At 70.0% G+C, this 17,890-nt stretch carries 15 protein-coding genes; 8 read left to right on the top strand and 7 right to left on the bottom strand.

All coding sequences use genetic code 11. The annotated features are described in order from the left end of the window. Positions 1–56: 56 nt before the first annotated feature. A complete protein-coding gene (locus PV682_RS02335) occupies positions 57–2,417 on the top strand; it encodes an excinuclease ABC subunit UvrA (RefSeq protein ID WP_319723404.1) in 2,361 nt (786 codons plus the stop codon). A 58-nt stretch (positions 2,418–2,475) separates the two neighbouring features. Here the strand turns inward: PV682_RS02335 and PV682_RS02330 are convergent, their stop codons facing one another. Continuing rightward, positions 2,476–3,363: an NAD-dependent epimerase/dehydratase family protein gene (locus PV682_RS02330; RefSeq protein WP_319723402.1), complete on the bottom strand. Its 888-nt coding sequence runs from the start codon at positions 3,361–3,363 to the stop codon at positions 2,476–2,478. An 80-nt stretch (positions 3,364–3,443) separates the two neighbouring features. Between PV682_RS02330 and PV682_RS02325 the strand changes: the two genes are divergently transcribed. Beyond that, positions 3,444–4,253 (top strand): PhzF family phenazine biosynthesis protein, encoded by an 810-nt coding sequence (locus PV682_RS02325; RefSeq protein ID WP_319723400.1) that lies wholly within the window; start codon positions 3,444–3,446, stop codon positions 4,251–4,253. A 1-nt stretch (position 4,254) separates the two neighbouring features. On the opposite strand, the gene PV682_RS02320 is transcribed toward PV682_RS02325, so the two are convergent. Beyond that, complete coding sequence (locus tag PV682_RS02320) at positions 4,255–5,043, bottom strand: CPBP family intramembrane glutamic endopeptidase (protein WP_319724176.1); 789 nt, start codon at positions 5,041–5,043, stop codon at positions 4,255–4,257. 266 nt (positions 5,044–5,309) lie between these two features. Then, positions 5,310–6,827, bottom strand: coding sequence for a glutamate--cysteine ligase (locus tag PV682_RS02315; protein ID WP_319723398.1), 1,518 nt, complete (start codon positions 6,825–6,827; stop codon positions 5,310–5,312). A 589-nt stretch (positions 6,828–7,416) separates the two neighbouring features. Here PV682_RS02315 and PV682_RS02310 point away from each other — a divergent pair. The 3 genes from PV682_RS02310 (at position 7,417) to PV682_RS02300 (ending at position 9,882) form a co-directional block, all read left to right on the top strand. Further along, positions 7,417–8,001 carry a hypothetical protein gene (locus tag PV682_RS02310; RefSeq protein WP_319723396.1) on the top strand — a complete coding sequence of 195 codons (585 nt, stop codon included), beginning with the start codon at positions 7,417–7,419 and terminating at the stop codon, positions 7,999–8,001. Between the two features lie 283 nt (positions 8,002–8,284). Continuing rightward, entirely contained in the window at positions 8,285–8,491 is a 207-nt protein-coding gene (locus tag PV682_RS02305; RefSeq protein ID WP_055725395.1) for a DUF5999 family protein, read from the top strand. Positions 8,492–8,667: 176 nt separating this feature from the next. Beyond that, on the top strand, positions 8,668–9,882 hold the full coding sequence (locus tag PV682_RS02300; RefSeq protein ID WP_319723394.1) for a LacI family DNA-binding transcriptional regulator: 1,215 nt from the start codon (positions 8,668–8,670) through the stop codon (positions 9,880–9,882). Between the two features lie 7 nt (positions 9,883–9,889). Here the strand turns inward: PV682_RS02300 and PV682_RS02295 are convergent, their stop codons facing one another. From PV682_RS02295 to PV682_RS02280, 4 genes are read right to left on the bottom strand one after another with little or no spacing between them, the layout of a single operon-like run. After that, entirely contained in the window at positions 9,890–10,942 is a 1,053-nt protein-coding gene (locus tag PV682_RS02295) for an endo-1,4-beta-xylanase (RefSeq protein WP_055719127.1), read from the bottom strand. Positions 10,943–10,986: 44 nt separating this feature from the next. Then, on the bottom strand, positions 10,987–11,766 hold the full coding sequence (locus tag PV682_RS02290) for a carbohydrate ABC transporter permease (RefSeq protein WP_055719129.1): 780 nt from the start codon (positions 11,764–11,766) through the stop codon (positions 10,987–10,989). 41 nt (positions 11,767–11,807) lie between these two features. Beyond that, positions 11,808–12,794 (bottom strand): carbohydrate ABC transporter permease, encoded by a 987-nt coding sequence (locus tag PV682_RS02285; protein WP_319723390.1) that lies wholly within the window; start codon positions 12,792–12,794, stop codon positions 11,808–11,810. Next, positions 12,791–14,086, bottom strand: a complete 1,296-nt coding sequence (locus tag PV682_RS02280) for an extracellular solute-binding protein (RefSeq protein ID WP_319723388.1) — start codon at positions 14,084–14,086, stop codon at positions 12,791–12,793. The genes PV682_RS02285 and PV682_RS02280 overlap by 4 nt, the downstream gene beginning before the upstream one ends. 426 nt (positions 14,087–14,512) lie before the next feature. On the opposite strand from PV682_RS02280, the gene PV682_RS02275 reads away from it, so the two are divergent. From PV682_RS02275 to modA, 3 genes are all read left to right on the top strand, one after another. Beyond that, positions 14,513–16,477: an APC family permease gene (locus PV682_RS02275; RefSeq protein ID WP_319723386.1), complete on the top strand. Its 1,965-nt coding sequence runs from the start codon at positions 14,513–14,515 to the stop codon at positions 16,475–16,477. A 77-nt stretch (positions 16,478–16,554) separates the two neighbouring features. Beyond that, positions 16,555–16,947: a TOBE domain-containing protein gene (locus PV682_RS02270; protein WP_319723385.1), complete on the top strand. Its 393-nt coding sequence runs from the start codon at positions 16,555–16,557 to the stop codon at positions 16,945–16,947. A 130-nt stretch (positions 16,948–17,077) separates the two neighbouring features. Further along, a complete protein-coding gene (modA, locus tag PV682_RS02265; RefSeq protein ID WP_319723382.1) occupies positions 17,078–17,890 on the top strand; it encodes a molybdate ABC transporter substrate-binding protein in 813 nt (270 codons plus the stop codon).

Here is a 17,890-nt window from a genome sequence, read left to right as displayed (position 1 = left end):
CGCACCCCCTTCCCCCACCTAGCCTGGCCTCAACCCCGCCCACACGAGGAGCCGCGATGACGAAGCCGCACGCCGCCGACAGCCACGACCTGATCCGGGTGCACGGCGCGCGGGTGAACAACCTGCGGGACGTCAGCGTGGAGATCCCGAAGCGGAGGCTGACGGTGTTCACCGGCGTCTCGGGCTCGGGGAAGAGCTCGCTGGTGTTCGGGACGGTGGCGGCGGAGTCGCAGCGGCTGATCAACGAGACGTACAGCGCGTTCGTCCAGGGCTTCATGCCCAACAACGCCCGCCCCGACGTGGACGTCCTGGAGGGCCTGACCACGGCGATCATCGTCGACCAGCAGCGCCTGGGCGCGGACCCGAGATCGACCGTGGGCACGGTCACGGACGTCAACGCGATGCTGAGGATCCTCTTCAGCCGCCTCGGCACCCCGCACATCGGCCCGGCGAAGGCGTTCTCGTTCAACGTCGCCTCGATCAGCGGCGCGGGCGCGGTGACGATCGAGCGGGGCGGCCAGACCGTGAAGGAGCGCCGCTCGTTCAGCATCCAGGGCGGCATGTGCCCCCGCTGCGAGGGCCGGGGCTCGGTCACGGACTTCGACCTGACGCAGCTCTTCGACGAGGAGAAGTCCCTCGACGACGGCGCGCTCCTGGTCCCCGGCTACAAGACGGGCGGCTGGGGCCACCGCCTGTACGCGGAGTCGGGCCTGTACGACGCGGGCAAGCCGATCAAGCGCTTCACGAAGAAGGAACGGCACGCGTTCCTGTACCTGGAGCCGACCCGCATGAAGATCGCGGGCATCAACATGACGTACGAGGGCCTGGTCCCCCGGATCCAGAAGTCGATGCTCGCGAAGGACCGCGAGGCGATGCAGCCGCACATCAGGGAGTTCGTGGACCGCGCGATCACGTTCACGACCTGCCCGGACTGCGAGGGCACCCGCCTGACGGAGGCGGCCCGCTCCTCGAAGATCGGCGGCATCAGCATCGCGGACGCCTGCCAGATGCAGATCAGCGACCTCGCGGAGTGGGTCCGCAAGCTGGACGACCCCTCCGTGGCCCCGCTCCTGGCCGCGCTCGGCCAGACTCTGGACTCGTTCAACGAGATCGGCCTCGGCTACCTCTCCCTGGACCGCCCCTCGGGCACACTGTCCGGCGGCGAGGCCCAGCGCGTGAAGATGATCCGCCACCTGGGCTCGTCGCTCACGGACGTGACGTACGTCTTCGACGAGCCGACGACGGGCCTGCACCCGCACGACATCCGCCGGATGAACGACCTCCTGCTGCGCCTGCGCGACAAGGGCAACACGGTGCTGGTGGTGGAGCACAAGCCGGAGGTCATCGCGATCGCCGACCACGTCGTGGACCTCGGCCCGGGCGCCGGCACGGCGGGCGGCACGGTCTGCTACGAGGGCACGGTCGAGGGCCTGCGCGCGACGGACACCCTCACGGGCCGCCACCTGGACGACCGGGCGAAGCTGAAGGACGAGGTCCGCGAGCCCACCGGCAAGCTGGAGATCCGGGGCGCGACGCGGCACAACCTGCGCAACGTCGACGTGGACGTCCCCCTCGGCGTCCTGACGGTCGTCACCGGCGTCGCGGGCTCCGGCAAGAGCTCCCTGATCCACGGCTCCATCCCGCGCGCGGCCGGCGTCGTCTCGGTCGACCAGACCCCGATCAAGGGCTCCCGCCGCAGCAACCCGGCGACGTACACGGGCCTCCTGGAGCCCGTCCGCAAGGCGTTCGCCAAGGCCAACGGCGTCAAACCGGCCCTGTTCAGCGCCAACTCGGAGGGCGCCTGCCCGACCTGCAACGGCGCGGGCGTCGTCTACACCGACCTCGCGATGATGGCGGGCGTCGCCACGCCCTGCGACGACTGCGAGGGCAAGCGGTTCCAGCCGGCCGTCCTCGACTACCACCTCGGCGGCAAGGACATCAGCGAGGTCCTGGCGATGCCGGTCGCCGAGGCGGCGGAGTTCTTCTCGACGGGCGAGGCGAAGACTCCCGCCGCGAGCCGCATCCTGGGCCACCTCGCGGACGTCGGCCTCGGCTACCTCACCCTCGGCCAGCCCCTCACCACCCTCTCGGGCGGCGAACGCCAGCGCCTCAAGCTGGCCACCCACATGTCCGACAAGGGCGGCGTCTACGTCCTCGACGAGCCGACGGCCGGCCTCCACCTCGCCGACGTCGAACAGCTCCTCGCCCTCCTCGACCGCCTGGTCGACTCCGGCAAGTCCGTCATCGTCATCGAGCACCACCAGGCCGTCATGGCCCACGCCGACTGGATCATCGACCTCGGCCCCGGCGCCGGCCACGACGGCGGCACGATCGTCTTCGAGGGCACCCCGTCCGCCCTGATCACCGCCCGCACGACCCTGACGGCCGAACACCTCGCGGAGTACGTCAGCGCCTGAGCACCCCCTGATCCCCGTACGCCGAGCAGCACCACGTACGAGGATCAGGGCCCTCACATCACCACCCCCGCCCCCTCGGCTCGCACCCGGCAATCCGCCACACCTCCTCGCTCACATACCAGTGGTCCCGCCCCACGAGCGCGAACTGCCGCTCACTGGCCCGCCCTTCACTCGCCCTGAACCGCTCCAGACACTCCTCCCAGCTCCACTCCACCTCGGGCACCGGCGGCAGCTCCCCGCGCGCCACGAGCCCGGCGATCAGCTCCCCGATCCGCACCGGCACGGGATGGCTCGCGTGGTACACCCCACCGGGCACCGCACCCTCCGCCAGCGCCAGCGAGGCGATCAGCCGCCCGAGGTCGGCCACGTCGACGACGGACAGCAGGGCCCTGCCCCCGTCCCACACCCCCGGCACCCGGGCCACCAGCTCCCGCAGCCCCGGCACCACCCACCGGTCCCCCTCCCCCAGCACCAGCCCCGGCCGCAGCACCACACCTCCCGCCTCCAACGCGAACCCCTCCCCGGCCAGCCGGCTCCGGCTCACCGCCGACACCGGCTCGGCGACGACCTCGCCGACCTCGATCCCGCTGTGCGGCCCGGCCCCGTACACGGCGGCGGTCGACAGATGCACCACCCGCCGCACCCCGCCCCGCCGGGCCTCGGCCATCACGGCCCGGGTCCCGTCGACGTTCACGGCCCGGCACATCGCCTCGTCGCCCCCGATGTACGAGGCGAGATGGACGACGGCCCGCGCGCCCTCGCACACTCCCGACACCGCACCGGGCTCGGTCAGATCACCGGTCACCCACTCGACGCCCTCCACCACCTCCTCCGGAACCCGTCTCACCACCGCCCGGACCCGCGCTCCCCGAGCCAGCAACTCCCGCACGGCCGCCGTCCCGACGAACCCGCCGGCCCCTGTGACCACGACAACGTCCGACCCCATACGCCAGTTCCCTCGCACCCGTCCAATTTTCCCGGATTGGCCTTGGCGCCCCGTCTCCGCCACCCCCTACTGTCACGTCCATGCGGATCAGAATCGTGGACGCCTTCACCGACCGCCCGTTCTCCGGGAACCCGGCGGGCGTCCTGCTCCTGGACTCCTACCCCGACGACGACCGCCTCCAGAACATCGCCCTGGAGGTCAACCACGCGGAGACGGCGTTCACCCACCCGACGCCGGACGACCCCGAGGCGGACTGGGCCCTGCGCTGGTTCACCCCCGCCACGGAGGTCGCGATGTGCGGCCACGCCACCCTGGCGACCGCGCACGTTCTGCACACGACCGGCGCCCACGAGGGCCTCGTACGCTTCAGGACCCTCAGCGGCATCCTCACCGCCACCCCCGCCGCCGACGGCTCGATCACCCTCGACTTCCCGACGGCCCCGCTGACGCAGGTCGACCTCCCGGACGGCGTCGCGGAGGCGCTCGGCGCGCAGCCGCTGTCCGCGTACGACACGGGTGAGAACGTGGGCGACCTGCTCGTGGAGCTGCCCGACGAGAAGACCGTCCACGCCCTGCGCCCCGACCTCAAGGCCCTCGCCGCCTACTCCGCGCGCGGCGTCATCGCCACCGCCCGCGCCGAGGACCCCGCCCTCGGCTACGACTTCGTCTCCCGCTGCTTCTTCCCCAACGTCGGCATCGACGAGGACCCGGTGACGGGCAGCGCCCACACCGCGCTGGCCCCCTTCTGGTCCCAGCGCCTCGGCACCCCCGACCTCACCGGCCTCCAGGCGTCCCCGCGCTCCGGCCGGGTCCGCACCTCCCTGCGCGGCAACCGCACCCTCCTGACCGGCCGCGCGGTCACGGTCATCGAGGGCGAACTCCTCGCCTGACTCAGGCGGTCGGCAACCAGCCGACTTTCCCGGCGAGGAGGGCGTACCCCACGAAAGCGCCGATATCGAGCAGCGAATGCGCGACGACGAGCGGCCCCACCCGCCCCCACCGCCGGTACAGATAGACGAACACCACCCCCATCACCATGTTCCCGATGAATCCCCCGATCCCCTGATAGAGGTGATAGGACCCCCGCAACACAGAACTGCCGACGAGCGCCGCAACCGGACTCCACCCCAACTGCCCCAGCCGCCGCAGCAGATACCCCACGACGATGACCTCTTCGAGGATCGCGTTCTGAAGAGCGGACAGCACCAGAACCGGATACTTCCACCACACGTCGGGCAACGCCTCGGGCACGACGGTCAGATTGAACCCCAGCCCCCGAGCCGCCAGATAGAACGCGATCCCACTGCTCCCGATCACAGCGGCAATGGCAGCCCCCCGCCCCAGATCCGGCCAGGGCCGAGTCCGATCGAACCCGAGCGCCCGCAAGGAGACCCGCTCCCGCACCAGAAAATGAGCCACCAGCGCCACAGGCACCAGCGCCGTCCCGATCCCGAACAACTGCCAGGCGAGATCCAGCCAGGGCCGCCCAGGAGCAGCAGACCCGTTAAGCGTCGCCGTCTGATCCTTGAGCCCCCCAGGCTTGGTGACAGACCCCACAAAACTGATCAACGCAGAAACCCCACTGGCCCCCAGGGAAACCCCCAGCACCAACAAGGTCTCATCCCGCAGCCCGCGCCGAGACCCCCGCCCCCAAGGCTGCTCCTCAGCCACAGAAGACACCACGCACCCACCCACTTCCTGTCCGGACCTACATCCTCCCCCAGCCGGAACAGGCCTCCGCGCGCGAGGAACGCGGGGACAGATGTCATGACGCGCCCACACCAGACGCTTTTAGGGGCGCGAGGAACTGCGCGAGCAACCACGAAGCACCCGCACCAGACCACGAACCCCTGGGGGCCAGGGGGCGGAGCCCCCGGCTGGGGTCGAAGGGGCGGAGCCCCTTCAGGATGGGATGGGTAGGGGCGGCGGGGGCGAAAAACCTCACGTCACCCCAACGCCGCGACCTCCCCCACCCCCACAGGCCACAGATGCACAGGCTCCCCCGCCCGCATCAACTCCCCGTACCGCCGGGTGGTGGCCGCCAACGCCTCCCCCCGCGACACCCCCGCCTCCAGCGCCCGATGAAACGTATCCACCTGCCACGTAGCCCCATTGACCCGCAGCCGGCACCGCTCCTCGATCACCCCGAGGTAGAAGTCCCGGTCCACGGCCTCCACCCCCCACGCGTCGAGCCCAGCCGCGGCCAACGGCAACAACTCGTCCCGCACAAGGCTCACCACGTCCACCTCCCCCACCCCACCGAGCCGCCCCCGCCGAGGCCACAGCACCCGCGCCTCGATCCCGTACCGGCACGCGGCGTCGAAGTTCGCGGCGGCGGCCTCGAAAGGCAGCCGCGTCCACACGGGCCGGGACTCCTCGGCGAGGGCCCGCACGACGCCGTAGTAGAACGCGGCGTTGGCCAGCACATCGGTGATGGTGGGCCCGGCGGGCAGTACCCGGTTCTCGACGCGCAGATGAGGAACCCCGTCGGCGACCCCGTAGACGGGCCGGTTCCACCGGTAGACGGTCCCGTTGTGCAGGACGAGTTCGGCGAGCTTGGGCGTCCCCCCGGCCTCGATGACCCCGAGCGGCTCCTCCTCGTCGCAGATCGGAAGAAGCGCCGGGAAGAACCGGAGATTCTCCTCGAACAGCTCGTACGCGGAGGAGACCCACCGCTCCCCGAACCAGGTCCGGGGCCGCACCCCTTGGGCTTGCAGCTCGGGGGGCCGGGTGTCGGTGGACTGGAGGAAGAGCGGGGGCCGCGACTCCCGCCACAGCTCCCGCCCGAAGAGGAACGGCGAGTTGGCCCCGACGGCGACCTGGACGGCGGCGACGGCCTGCGCGGCGTTCCAGACATCGGCGAACCGCCCGGGCGTGACCTGGAGATGGAGCTGTACGGAGGTGCAGGCGGCCTCGGGGGTGATGGACTTGGCGGTGCAGGAGAGCCGCTCGACGCCGTCGATGTCGAGGGTGAAGTCCTCGCCGCGGGCGGCGACGATCTGATCGTTGAGGAGGGCGTACCGGTCGACCTCGGAGAGGTTCGCGGAGACGAGGTCCTCGGCCCCGAGGGTGGGCAGAATCCCGATCATCACGATTCCGGCGTCGACTTCCCGGGCCTTACGGTGCGCATATGCCAGGGAGGTACGGAGTTCCTCGGCGAGCTGGTCGAATACCCGCCCGCCGAGCCGGTGTGGAGCTATGTTGACCTCCAGATTGAACCTGGCGAGTTCTGTTTGGAAATCACGGCTCGCGATACGTTCGAGTACCTGCCCGTTCAACATTCTCGGCGCGCCGTCGGCACCCGCGAGATTCAGTTCGATCTCCAGCCCCATGAGGTTCTTGGGGCGGTCGAAGCGCTGTTCGGCCAGCAGTCGCTCCAGCCCCGCGAGGCACTGCCGGAGCTTGTCGCGGTAGTGCTGCCGATCGGACAGGTCGAACGCGCCAGCCACGACCTTCTCGCCCATACGAAGCGTCCCTCCTCGGCTGGCGGCCCGGTCTCCCGGCCGCCGGGGGTCGTCCCGGGTCAGGAAGGATGATGCCCAGCGGAACGATCGATAACGCCCCCGGCGCCGTCCGGGGCCCGCTAGGCTGGGCCCAGCCCCTCGTAAGCACCCCATAAGTGACCGCCGACACATTCGACGAAGCGTGACGCGGAAATCTTTTTCCGGAACTCGGCTGCTCGTGAAAAACACCGACGGAAATACGCCGACCGCGGGGCGGAGACTTTCCCAGGTGGACGCCGGTGAGGATGCTCTGAATCGGGATGATTCAGTCGTATCGCCGACCGAATAGATACTTGCGACAGGGAAAGGGATCGGGTAGCCGAAACCCACTCCGAACACCCGTCGTATAAACTCCGCGGCAGGCGGAGAAGGCGGGAACCCGGCCGAAGGAACTGCCGTTCAGGCCGCGGACGACAGATCGCACGCACCCCGGTACACCGGCCACGGCACCGCCTCTCCGACCGCACCGCCCCGAATCCGAGAGCTGACAGCGCCGTCCGCCCCCGCCCTCGCGTCACCCCTGCCTGTCGAATGAGAGAGGCGACCCACCATGCCGCTGCATGTCCCCCCGGCACCCGCGCCCGCCCTGCGCTCCGTCCTCACCGCCCTCGGCTCCCCGACGGCCGTCCGTGAGGCCCGTACCCCGTCCCTGAGGACCGCCGAGGGTCAGGCGGTACCCGAACTCCCGCTCCCGCTGCACGTGCTGGACCGGATCAGCGCCGAGGGCGTGCCCGAGACCCGGCTGGCCGGCTGGCGGTTCCTGATCCGCTGCCAGGAGCGGGCCGTGGCCGCGGCGGAGACCCGTCTCACGGCGGACGGCTGGACGTTCTCGCACTTCTTCGAGGGCCCGTACATCGACTCGACGGAACGCGCCCTGCGCCAGGCGGAGTCCACCGAACTCGCCGTCCAGGCACGCCTGTTGTCCGTCCCCGGCCTGTACATGCTGACGCTCTGGCTGCACGGCGACTGCGCGTCCGACGGCACGACCGGGCACCCCGCCCCGGCGGACGTCCTGATCCCGCTGGCCCCGGCCCCGCCCGGCATCGCGGCCCACCGCCCGCACCGGGTCGCGGAGTTGCTCCCGGCGCTCACCCACCGGGTCACGCCGGCGCCCCTGTTGAGCTCCCCGGCGTGACGTCATCCTGTCGGACTAGCCCGTTGTGACCAGCCCGAACCATCCGAAGTGACCGGGCGGCGGGACTGAACCGCCCGTGCGAGTGACGCGTCATGAACCTGTGAGTAGCGGTACCGCGAAATCCCTGCGGATCCACGCCCGTAGAGCAACACTGGGTTCCGACCGACTTATCACAACGGGGGCGGCCATGAACGACGCTTCGCGCCGCGAGAACGACATGACACACGATCCACACATCGCACCGGTCACTTCATCCGTCACGACAGAGCGAAAGATCCCTTCCATGTGCCAGCACCAGCCACCGTGTCCGCCAGCCGACTCCACCGCCCGGGACTGCGCCCGCCTGGTGGCGCACCACCCGGAACAAGGCTGGAGCCTGCTGTGCAACGGCGTCCTGCTGTTCGAGGACACCGGTGAGCTGCTGCCGGACGGCAGCGTGATCGACCCGCACCGCCCGCTGGGCCCGGGCCGAATCGTGGCGGTGGCCTGAGAACAGAGCAGCGGACCAGGGCACTTCCAGGGCCGGCGACACACCCGTGTCCCGGCCCTGACACATGCCCACCGCCACTTCTCGCCCCTCCCCGCCCAAAACCCCTCCCCTCCCCGCCGTTTTTCCGGAAGACTCCTGGAAGTTTCGGCTCGGGTACCGGAAGCAGAGGCGGGCACATGGCACCACAGGACACCGAGGCACAGCACACCGAGGCGCACAGCGTCAAAGCGCACGGCCTCGATGGGCACGACTTCGATGGGCACACCCCCGCAGCACAACCCGCCGCCCCATCCCACACCGCGACACCCCACACCGCGCCCCCCGGCACCACCCCCTCCACCCCCACGCCCCTCACTCCCACACCCCCCGCCCCCGCACCCCCCGCCAAAATCACCATCACCGAGATCGCCCGCCGCGCAGGCGTCTCCGTCCCCACCGTCTCCCGCGTCGTCAACGGCCGCTCGGACGTCTCCCCCGCCACCCGGGCCCGCGTGGAGGAACTCCTGCGTCTGCACGGCTACCGCAAGCGCCCCCCGACCGCCCCGGCCCGCAGCCCCGCCCTCCTGGACCTCGTCTTCAACGACCTCGGCAGCCCCTGGGCGGTGGAGATCATCCGCGGCGTCGAGGAGGTCGCGCACGCGGCCGGCGTCGGCACGGTCGTCTCGGCGATCCACGGCCGCACCGGCGACGCCCGCGAGTGGATGCGCAACCTGAGGGCCCGCGCCTCGGGCGGCGTCATCCTGGTCACGTCGGACCTGGAACCCACGCTGCACGAGGAGTTGAGGATCCTCGGCGTCCCCCTGGTGGTCGTCGACCCGACGGGCACGTACGCGGACGGCGTCCCGGTGATCGGTGCCGCCAACTGGTCCGGCGGCCTCGCCGCGACGGAGCACCTGCTGGCCCTGGGCCACCGCAGGATCGGCCTGATCGCGGGCCCCCCGAGACTCCTGTGCTCCCGCGCCCGCTACGACGGCTACCGCGCGGCGCTGGAGGCGGCGGGCGTCCCGGTGGACGACTCCCTCGTCGTGCCCGGCGACTTCCAGTCCGCGTCGGGCTTCCGGGGCACGGGCACCCTCCTGGACCTCCCGGACCCGCCGACGGCCCTGTTCGCGACGAGCGACCGGATGGCGCTCGGCGCGGTGGAGGCGCTGCGCCAGCGGGGCCTGCGCGTCCCGCAGGACATGAGTGTCGTCGGCTTCGACGACCTCCCCGAAGTCCGCTGGTCCGCCCCGCCGTTGACGACCGTCCGCCAACCCCTCGCCGACATGGGCAAGTTGGCCGTCCGTACGGCCCTGCGCCTGGCGCACGACGAGCATCCCGACTCGCCGCGCGTCGAGTTGGGCACGGAACTGGTGGTGCGGTCCAGCACCGCACCACCAGCCCGCCCCTGAAACCCTCCTACTTGAGCGCGTTCCGGAGCGCGAAGTAGGCGGGTTTCGGCTTGAGTTGCTCATCCCAGGGGAGAGCGGCCCCTTCACCGGGGAAGACGGCCGGGATCCACGAGTACTTGTCCGTGTAGTCCCAGATCGTGATGCCCACGCACCGCCGCACCGACAGGCACGCGTCGGTCATGTCGGCGTACCACTGGGCCTGTTGGGCGAGTTTCTCCTCGGTCGCGGGCACGAACATCCGCACGTCGACCTCGGTGAGCGCGGTGTCGAGCCCCAGCCGGGAGAAGCGGCGGAGGTTGTCCTCCAGGGTCGTCGGATAGCCGTACTGGAGGGCCAGGTGCGCCTGGAGGCCGATCCCGTCGAGCGGCACGCCCTGTGCCTTCAGCTCCTTGGCGAGCTTGTAGTAGGCGTCGCTCTTGGGGCCGACGGCCTCGATGTTGTAGTCGTTGAGGTACAGCTTGACGCGCGGGTCGGCCTGCCGGGCCCAGCGCAGCGCGTCGGCGATGTAGCCGGGGCCGAGGGTCTTGTAGAAGATCGTCTCGCGGTAGGTGCCGTCCTCGTTGAACGCCTCGTTGACGACGTCCCAGGCGTACAACTTGCCCCGGTAGTGCCGGACTTCGGTCTGGATGTGGTTCTTGAGGACGGCCCGCAGCTCGGCCGCCGTCCACTCCTTGCCGGTCAGCCAGTCCGGGAGCTGGCTGTGCCAGACGAGGGTGTGGCCGCGCACCCTCTGGTGGTTGGCCCGGGCAAGGTTCACGATCTCGTCGCCGGCGGTGAAGTCGAAGACGCCCTGCTGGGGTTCGGTGGCGTACCACTTCATCCCGTTGCCCGGCGTGATCATGTCGAACTCGTGGCCGAGGATCTTCGTGTAGGGGGCGTCGGTGAGTTCGGGGTTGTCGGTGGCGCTGCCGAAGTAACGCCCATGCCGTTGGGCGAGGTCGGCGAGTGTCGCCTTGTGGTGCTGTTCCCCGGCCTGGGCGGCGGGGCCGCTCGCGACGCCTGCGGCGACGAGGGCGGCGGCGAGCGCCCCGGCGAGTCTGAGACGGGTGCGGACGAGCATGCTGCGACTCCTCAAGGGGGGTGAGCCGTACATGAGCTGGCCGGTCAGCCTTTGGAGGCCCCGGCGGTGAGCCCGCCGACGAGCTGGCGCTCGGCGACGGAGTAGAACGCCAGGGCGGGCACCATGGCGAGGACGAGGTAGGCGAAGACCCGGGCGTACTCCGAGGAGTACTGCCCCTGGAACTGCTGGACCCCGATGGGGATCGTCCACCAGCTGGGGTCGGTGAAGACGAGCAGCGGCAGCAGGAAGTTGTTCCAGCTGCCCACCACGGCGAGGACGGAGACGGTCCCGAGGGCCGGGCGGGCCATCGGCAGCAGCACCCGCCAGAAGAACCCGAGCGGCCCGCAGCCGTCGAGGGTCGCCGCCTCCTCCAGCTCCGCCGGGATCTCCCGGAAGAACCCGCGCAGGATGACGATGGTCACCGGTATCCCGAACGCGGCCTGCGGCAGGATCACCCCGAGCGGGTTGTCCAGCAGGTCGAGGGAGCGCAGCAGCAGGAACAGCGGCAGCGCGACGACCGCGAAGGGGAACATCAGCCCCATGGTGAACAGCGTGAACAGCGCCTCCCGCCCCCGGAAGGAGAACCGCGCGAAGGAGAACGCGGCGAGCGCGGAGACCCCGACCACCGCCACGGTCGTCGCGACGGCGATGAAGGTGCTGGACCCGACCATCCGCCAGAAGGAGCTGGACCCGAGGATGTCGGTGTAGTTGGAGGTGATCCACTTCTCGGGCAGCCCCACGGGGTTGCGGGAGAGTTCGTCGGTGGTCTTGAACCCGGACAGCACCGCGTACAGCAGCGGTACGGCCATCATCGCGCCGACCATGACCAGGACGACGTGCAACGGCAGACTGCGCCAGCGCCTCTTCACGCGCCGCCTCCTCGCATGGTCGTGGTGGCCCCCTCCAGGTCCCGGCGCAGGACGTAGCGCTGGTAGACGAGGGCGAAGACGAGACTGATGACGAACATCGCGACGCTGATCGCGCTGGCGTAGCCGACCTGGTAGCGCTTGAAGCCGTACTGGAACAGCGACACGGCCATGGTCTCGGAGTGGTGGTCGGGCCCGCCGCCGGTGGTCACCCACACCAGGTCGAAGAGCTGGATCGCACCGATCACCGACAGGAACACGCTGATCCTGAGGGTCGGCGCGAGCAGCGGCAGCGTGATGGAGCGGAACCGCTGCCAGGGCCCGGCGCCGTCGATGAGCGCGGCCTCCTTCAACTCGGCCGGGATGGACTGGAGTCCGGCGAGGTAGAGCATCATGTGGAAGCCGAAGTACTTCCAGGTCATGACGAGGAAGAGCGTCGCGAGCACGGTCGAGGGATCGGAGAACCACTCCCCGCCGAGCCCGTCCAGCCCGATCCGGCCGAGGAGTTGGTCCGCGAACCCGTCGTCGGGCGCGAACAGCATGCTGAAGAGGATGCCGGTGATCGCCTCGGAGAGGATGTACGGCGCGAAGAACAGCATCCGGTAGACGGCCCGCCCGCGCAGTTTCTGGTTGAGCGCGACGGCGAGGGCGAGCGCGAACGGCAGCTGGACGACGATGGAGAGCCCGATGATCACGGCGCCGCGCCCCAGGTCCCCGATGAACACGGAGTCCTGGAGCAGCCGCGTGTAGTTGTCGAACCCGATGGCCTCGGAGGGCCACCCGAACCCGCCCCAGCGGAAGAAGGACGCGTACACGGCGAACAGCATCGGCAGCAGCACCAGCACGCCGAACAGCACGAGCGCGGGCACCTGGAACGCGAAGGCGGTGAACCAGTGCGCGATCCGCCGCCGGGAGCGCGCACGCCGGGAGACGGGCGGCTCCTTCACCGCCGTACCCCGCTCCTCCTCGACGAACGTCGAGGTCACTGCTCTTCCTTGGCGGTCTTCGTGATCGCCTCGGTGACCTGCTTCGGCGACTTGGACCCGGCGATGAGCCCGGCCACGCTGTCGTTGACCTGCTGCCCGACGGCGGGCGCGTAGGCCTGGTCGAGGTAGAGCTGGAACCCGGTGGCGGCCTTCAACTGGGCTTGTACGGCGGAGAGGTTGGGGTCCTTGAGCGCGGACTCGGCGGCGGGCACGACCGGCAACGCCCCGGTCTTGGAGACGAGTTCGATGTCGGTGGCCTCGGAGGCGAAGAACTTCAGGAAGTCCACGGCCGCCTGGGGCGCGCCCTTGCGCAGCGCGTGGCCGCCGCCCCCGCCGAACACCTCGGTGATCGCGCCCTTGCCGCCGTCGACCGCGGGGAAGGGGAAGAACCCGAGGCCGGCGCCGATGCCCTTGCCCGCGTCGGCCTCGACGGTGGGCGCCCACTGGCCCATCAGCTCCATCGCCGCCTTGGCGTTGCCGACGGCCGCGGCCTGCCCGGTCGGGGTGGAGTAGGCGGCCCCGAGGAACCCCTTCTGGAACGGCTGGAGGTCGATCAGCTCCTGGAGGTGCTGCCCGGCCTGTACGAACCCGTCGCCGGTGAAGTCCTTGTCGGAGTCGGCCTTCTGGAGGGCGTCGAGCCCGGCCGTACGCATCGCGAGGTACGCCCAGTAGTACATCCCGGTCCAGCTCTCCTTGCCGGCGAGCGCGAGCGGGGTGACCCCGGATGCCTTCAGCTTCCGTACGGCGTCGAGGAATCCGGACCAGGTGGTGGGCGGCGCGGCGATCCCGGCCTTCTTGAAGAGCGCCTTGTTGTACCAGAACCCGATCATGCCGATGTCGAACGGGATGCCGTACACCTTGTCGTCGATGAGGTACGGCGCCTTCGCGACCGGCAGCAGGCCGTCGGACCAGGGCTTGGTGCGGTCGGTGAGGTCCTCGACGAGCCCGGCGTCGACCTGCTGCTTGAGGACGCCGCCGCCCCAGGTGTGGAAGATGTCGGGGAGCTTGCCGGAGGCGGTCTGCGCCGTCATCTTGGATTTGTAGGCGTCGTTCTCCAGCTGGACGATCTTGATCTTGACGCCCGGGTTCTGGCTCTCGAACTTCTTGGCCAGAGCCGCCCAGACGTCCTTGGCGGGCTGGGTCGTGGAGATGTTCCACCACTCGACGGTGGTCGTGCCCCCGGACGATCCCCCGTCCGAGTCGCCGCCGCAGCCGCTCAGCGCCGTCACGCCCAGACCGGCCGCGGCGGAGGCCCCCAGGAAGCCTCGGCGGGAGAGTGCCGGGTCGCCCATTGTGCTCTCCTCGATTGATCGAAAGTTTCGTAGCAGATCCAGAAAGCTTCGCTGCTGCCGCACCCTAGAGACAGCCTCCGAGCGGAGGCAACCCCTTGAACACGGTCAATTCGAAGGCCAGTTGGAGAACGCTCCCCAGCCCGTTACACGGAATCCACCCCAAGACGGTTCGAAACATTCGGCTCGAACGGCGAACATTACGAAATCGCAGCCTCCGCCGACCATGACACTGGGTGTCCACTCCCCCGTACGGCCCAGTCCACCTCCACGGCCTCACACCCACCCCGACCAGGCCAGTCTTAACGCAAGCTTGACGCCCCCCACCCCCCGAACCCCAGGCCCGCGTGTCACTCTCTGCTTACGCTGTAGCCGCCGTCCGCGTGATGGCCGCAGCCGCGCCCGAGCCGCACACCTGGAGCACCGCCGATGGCCACGACCGAACGACCAGCACCCAGCCGCCTCAGGGCCTGGATGCTGGAGGGCCTGTCCGACATGGGCAAGGGCAAGGCGGCCGAGGGGGACCGGGGCGAGAGCGAGCGGAAGCCCGAGGTCCACCGCGGCCAGCCCTGGTACCGCGTCATGTGCCTCACCGGCGTCGACTACTTCTCCACCCTCGGCTACCAGCCCGGTATCGCCGCCCTCGCCGCAGGTCTCCTCTCCCCGGTCGCGACGATCGTCCTCGTGATCGTCACCCTCGCGGGCGCGCTCCCCGTCTACCGCAGGGTCGCCGAGGAGAGCCCGCACGGCGAGGGCTCGATCGCGATGCTGGAGCGCCTGCTCTCCTTCTGGCAGGGCAAGCTGTTCGTCCTCACCCTGCTGGGCTTCGCCGCGACCGACTTCCTCATCACGATCACCCTCTCCGCCGCCGACGCCTCGACCCACCTGGTGGAGAACCCGCACCTCACCAGCGCCCTGCACGGCAAGCAGATGCTGATCACCCTGGTCCTGGTCGCGCTGCTCGGCGCGGTCTTCCTCAAGGGGTTCCTGGAGGCGATCGGGGTCGCGGTCGTCCTGGTCGGCGCCTACCTCACGCTGAACGTCGTGGTCGTGGCCGTCGGACTGTGGCACGTCATCACCGCCGGCCATGTGGTCACCGACTGGTCCAACGCGCTCACCACCGAGCACGGAAACGTTTTTGCGATGATCGGCGTCGCCCTGATCGTCTTCCCCAAGCTCGCCCTCGGCCTCTCCGGCTTCGAGACCGGCGTCGCCGTCATGCCGAACGTCAAGGGCGACCCGGACGACACCGAGGAACGCCCCGCGGGCCGCATCCGCGACACCAAGAAGCTCCTCACCACCGCCGCCCTCATCATGAGCGGCTTCCTCATCGCCACCAGCTTCATCACCACCCTCCTCATCCCCGAGAAGGAGTTCAAGACCGGCGGCGAGGCCAACGGCCGCGCGCTCGCCTACCTCGCCCACGACTACCTCGGCAGCGCCTTCGGCACGGTGTACGACGTGTCGACGATCGCCATCCTCTGGTTCGCCGGCGCCTCCGCGATGGCGGGCCTGCTCAACCTGATGCCGCGCTACCTGCCCCGGTACGGCATGGCCCCGCACTGGGCCCGCGCCGTGCGCCCCATGGTCATCGTGTTCACGCTGATCGCCTTCCTGGTGACCTGGATCTTCGACGCCGACGTCGACGCGCAGGGCGGCGCGTACGCCACCGGCGTGCTCGTCCTCATCAGCTCGGCGGCGATCGCCGTGACCATCGCCGCGCACAAGGCGGGCCAGCGCAACTGGACCATCGGCTTCGGCGTCATCGCCGCCGTCTTCCTCTACACGACGGTCGCCAACGTCATCGAACGCCCCGACGGCGTCAAGATCGGCGCCTGCTTCATCGCCGGCATCATCCTCGTCTCCCTGCTCTCCCGCCTCGCCCGCGCCTTCGAGCTGCGCGTCACGAGCGTCACCCTCGACCCGATGGCGGAACGTTTCGTACGGGACATGGCGAGCCGCAAGATCCGCCTGATCGCCAACGAGCCCGACCGGCGCGACGTCGCCGAGTACCGCGAGAAGATCGAGCAGATCCGCGAGGACAACGACATCCCCGGCCAGGAGGACTACGTCTTCGTCGAGGTCACCGTCACCGACCCCTCCGAGTTCGAGGCGAGCCTCACCGTACGGGGCGAGGTCCTGCACGGCCGCTACCGCGTCCTGACCCTGGAGCACTCCTCCATCCCCAACGCCCTCGCGGCCCTCCTCCTGCACATCCGCGACTCCACCGGCTGCACCCCGCACATCTACTTCGAGTGGACCGAGGGCGGCCCCTTCACCAACTTCCTGCGCTTCTTCCTCTTCGGCCAGGGCGAGGTGGCCCCGGTGACCCGCGAGGTCCTCCGCGAGGCAGAACCGGACCGCGCCCGCAGGCCGAGGGTCCACACGGGCTGAGATCCGTACGCGGCTCAGCCTGGGCCGGGGTCGCCGTACCAGCTCAGGAGCGTCGTACGGCGACCTATCGTGACCGCATGCACTCCTACACCATCGGCCAGGCCGCCCGCCTCCTGGGCGTCAGCCCCGACACCGCACGCCGCTGGGCGGACGCGGGCCGCTTCACCACCCACCGCAACGACGCGGGCCGGCGCCTCGTCGACGGCACCGACCTGGCCGCGTTCTCCGTCGAGCTGGCCCGCTCCGACGGCGACGAGACCCCCTCGCACACGTCCGTCCGCAACGCCTTCCCCGGCATCGTCACGGCCGTGAAGCTCGGCGACGTCGCCGCCCAGGTCGAGATCCAGGCGGGCCCGCACCGACTGGTCTCGCTGCTCACCCGGGAAGCGGTGGAGGAACTGGGCCTCGAAGTGGGCATGGAGGCGACGGCCCGGGTGAAGTCGACGAACGTCCACATCGACCGGACGTAACCCACCGCAGATACCATCCGAATCACGCACCCGCCCAGCTCATGCGGCACGAAGAGAGACTTACACCTCGCAGATGCGGCAGTATCATCATCCCGGCCGTCAGCCGATCCGTCTCCGAGGAGTACCCGTGATGACCCGTCCCGCGCCCCGCCCCCGCCGGCTGCTCCAGGTGACCGGCGCGGGGGTCGCCGCGCTGCTGACGCTGAGCGCGTGCTCCTCGGACTCCACGCCGGCCCCCGGCACGCCCCCGTCCGCCTCCGGCAAGGTCTCCGGCACGGTCACCGTCTTCGCCGCCGCCTCCCTCAAGGAGACGTTCACCGCGCTCGGCGAACAGTTCGAGAAGGCCCACCCCGGTACGAAGGTCACCTTCAGCTTCGCCGGCAGCGACAGCCTCGCCGCGAGCATCACCGGCGGCGCCCCCGCCGACGTGTTCGCCGCGGCCAGCGCCAAGACCATGGCCATCGTCACCGGCAAGAAGGACAACGCCACGACGCCGGTCACCTTCGTCCGCAACCAGCTGGAGATCGCCACCCTGCCGGGCAACCCCGACAAGGTCACCGGCCTCAAGGACCTCACCAGGCCCGGCCTCAAGGTCGTCCTGTGCGACAGGACGGTGCCCTGCGGCGCAGCGGCCGACAAGATCCTCACCGCGACGGGGGTCGAGGTCACGCCCGTGTCGTACGAGCAGGACGTCAAGTCCGCGCTCACGAAGGTCGAGCTCAAGGAGGCGGACGCGGCCCTCGTCTACAAGACCGACGTCCACGCCGCCGGCACCAAGGTCCAGGGCATCGACTTCCCCGAGTCCTCCCAGGCCGTGAACGACTACCCGATCACCCTCCTCAAGGACGCCCCCAACGCGGCGGCGGCCAAGGAGTTCATCGCCCTCGTGCAGTCCCCGGAGGGCCGGAAGATACTGACGGAGGCGGGTTTCCTCCAGCCGTGA

Origin of the sequence: Streptomyces niveiscabiei (genome assembly GCF_033794345.1) — a bacterium.
Taxonomy (GTDB): Bacteria; Actinomycetota; Actinomycetes; order Streptomycetales; family Streptomycetaceae; genus Streptomyces; species Streptomyces niveiscabiei.
This window is presented reverse-complemented; position numbering and strand designations above follow the sequence as displayed.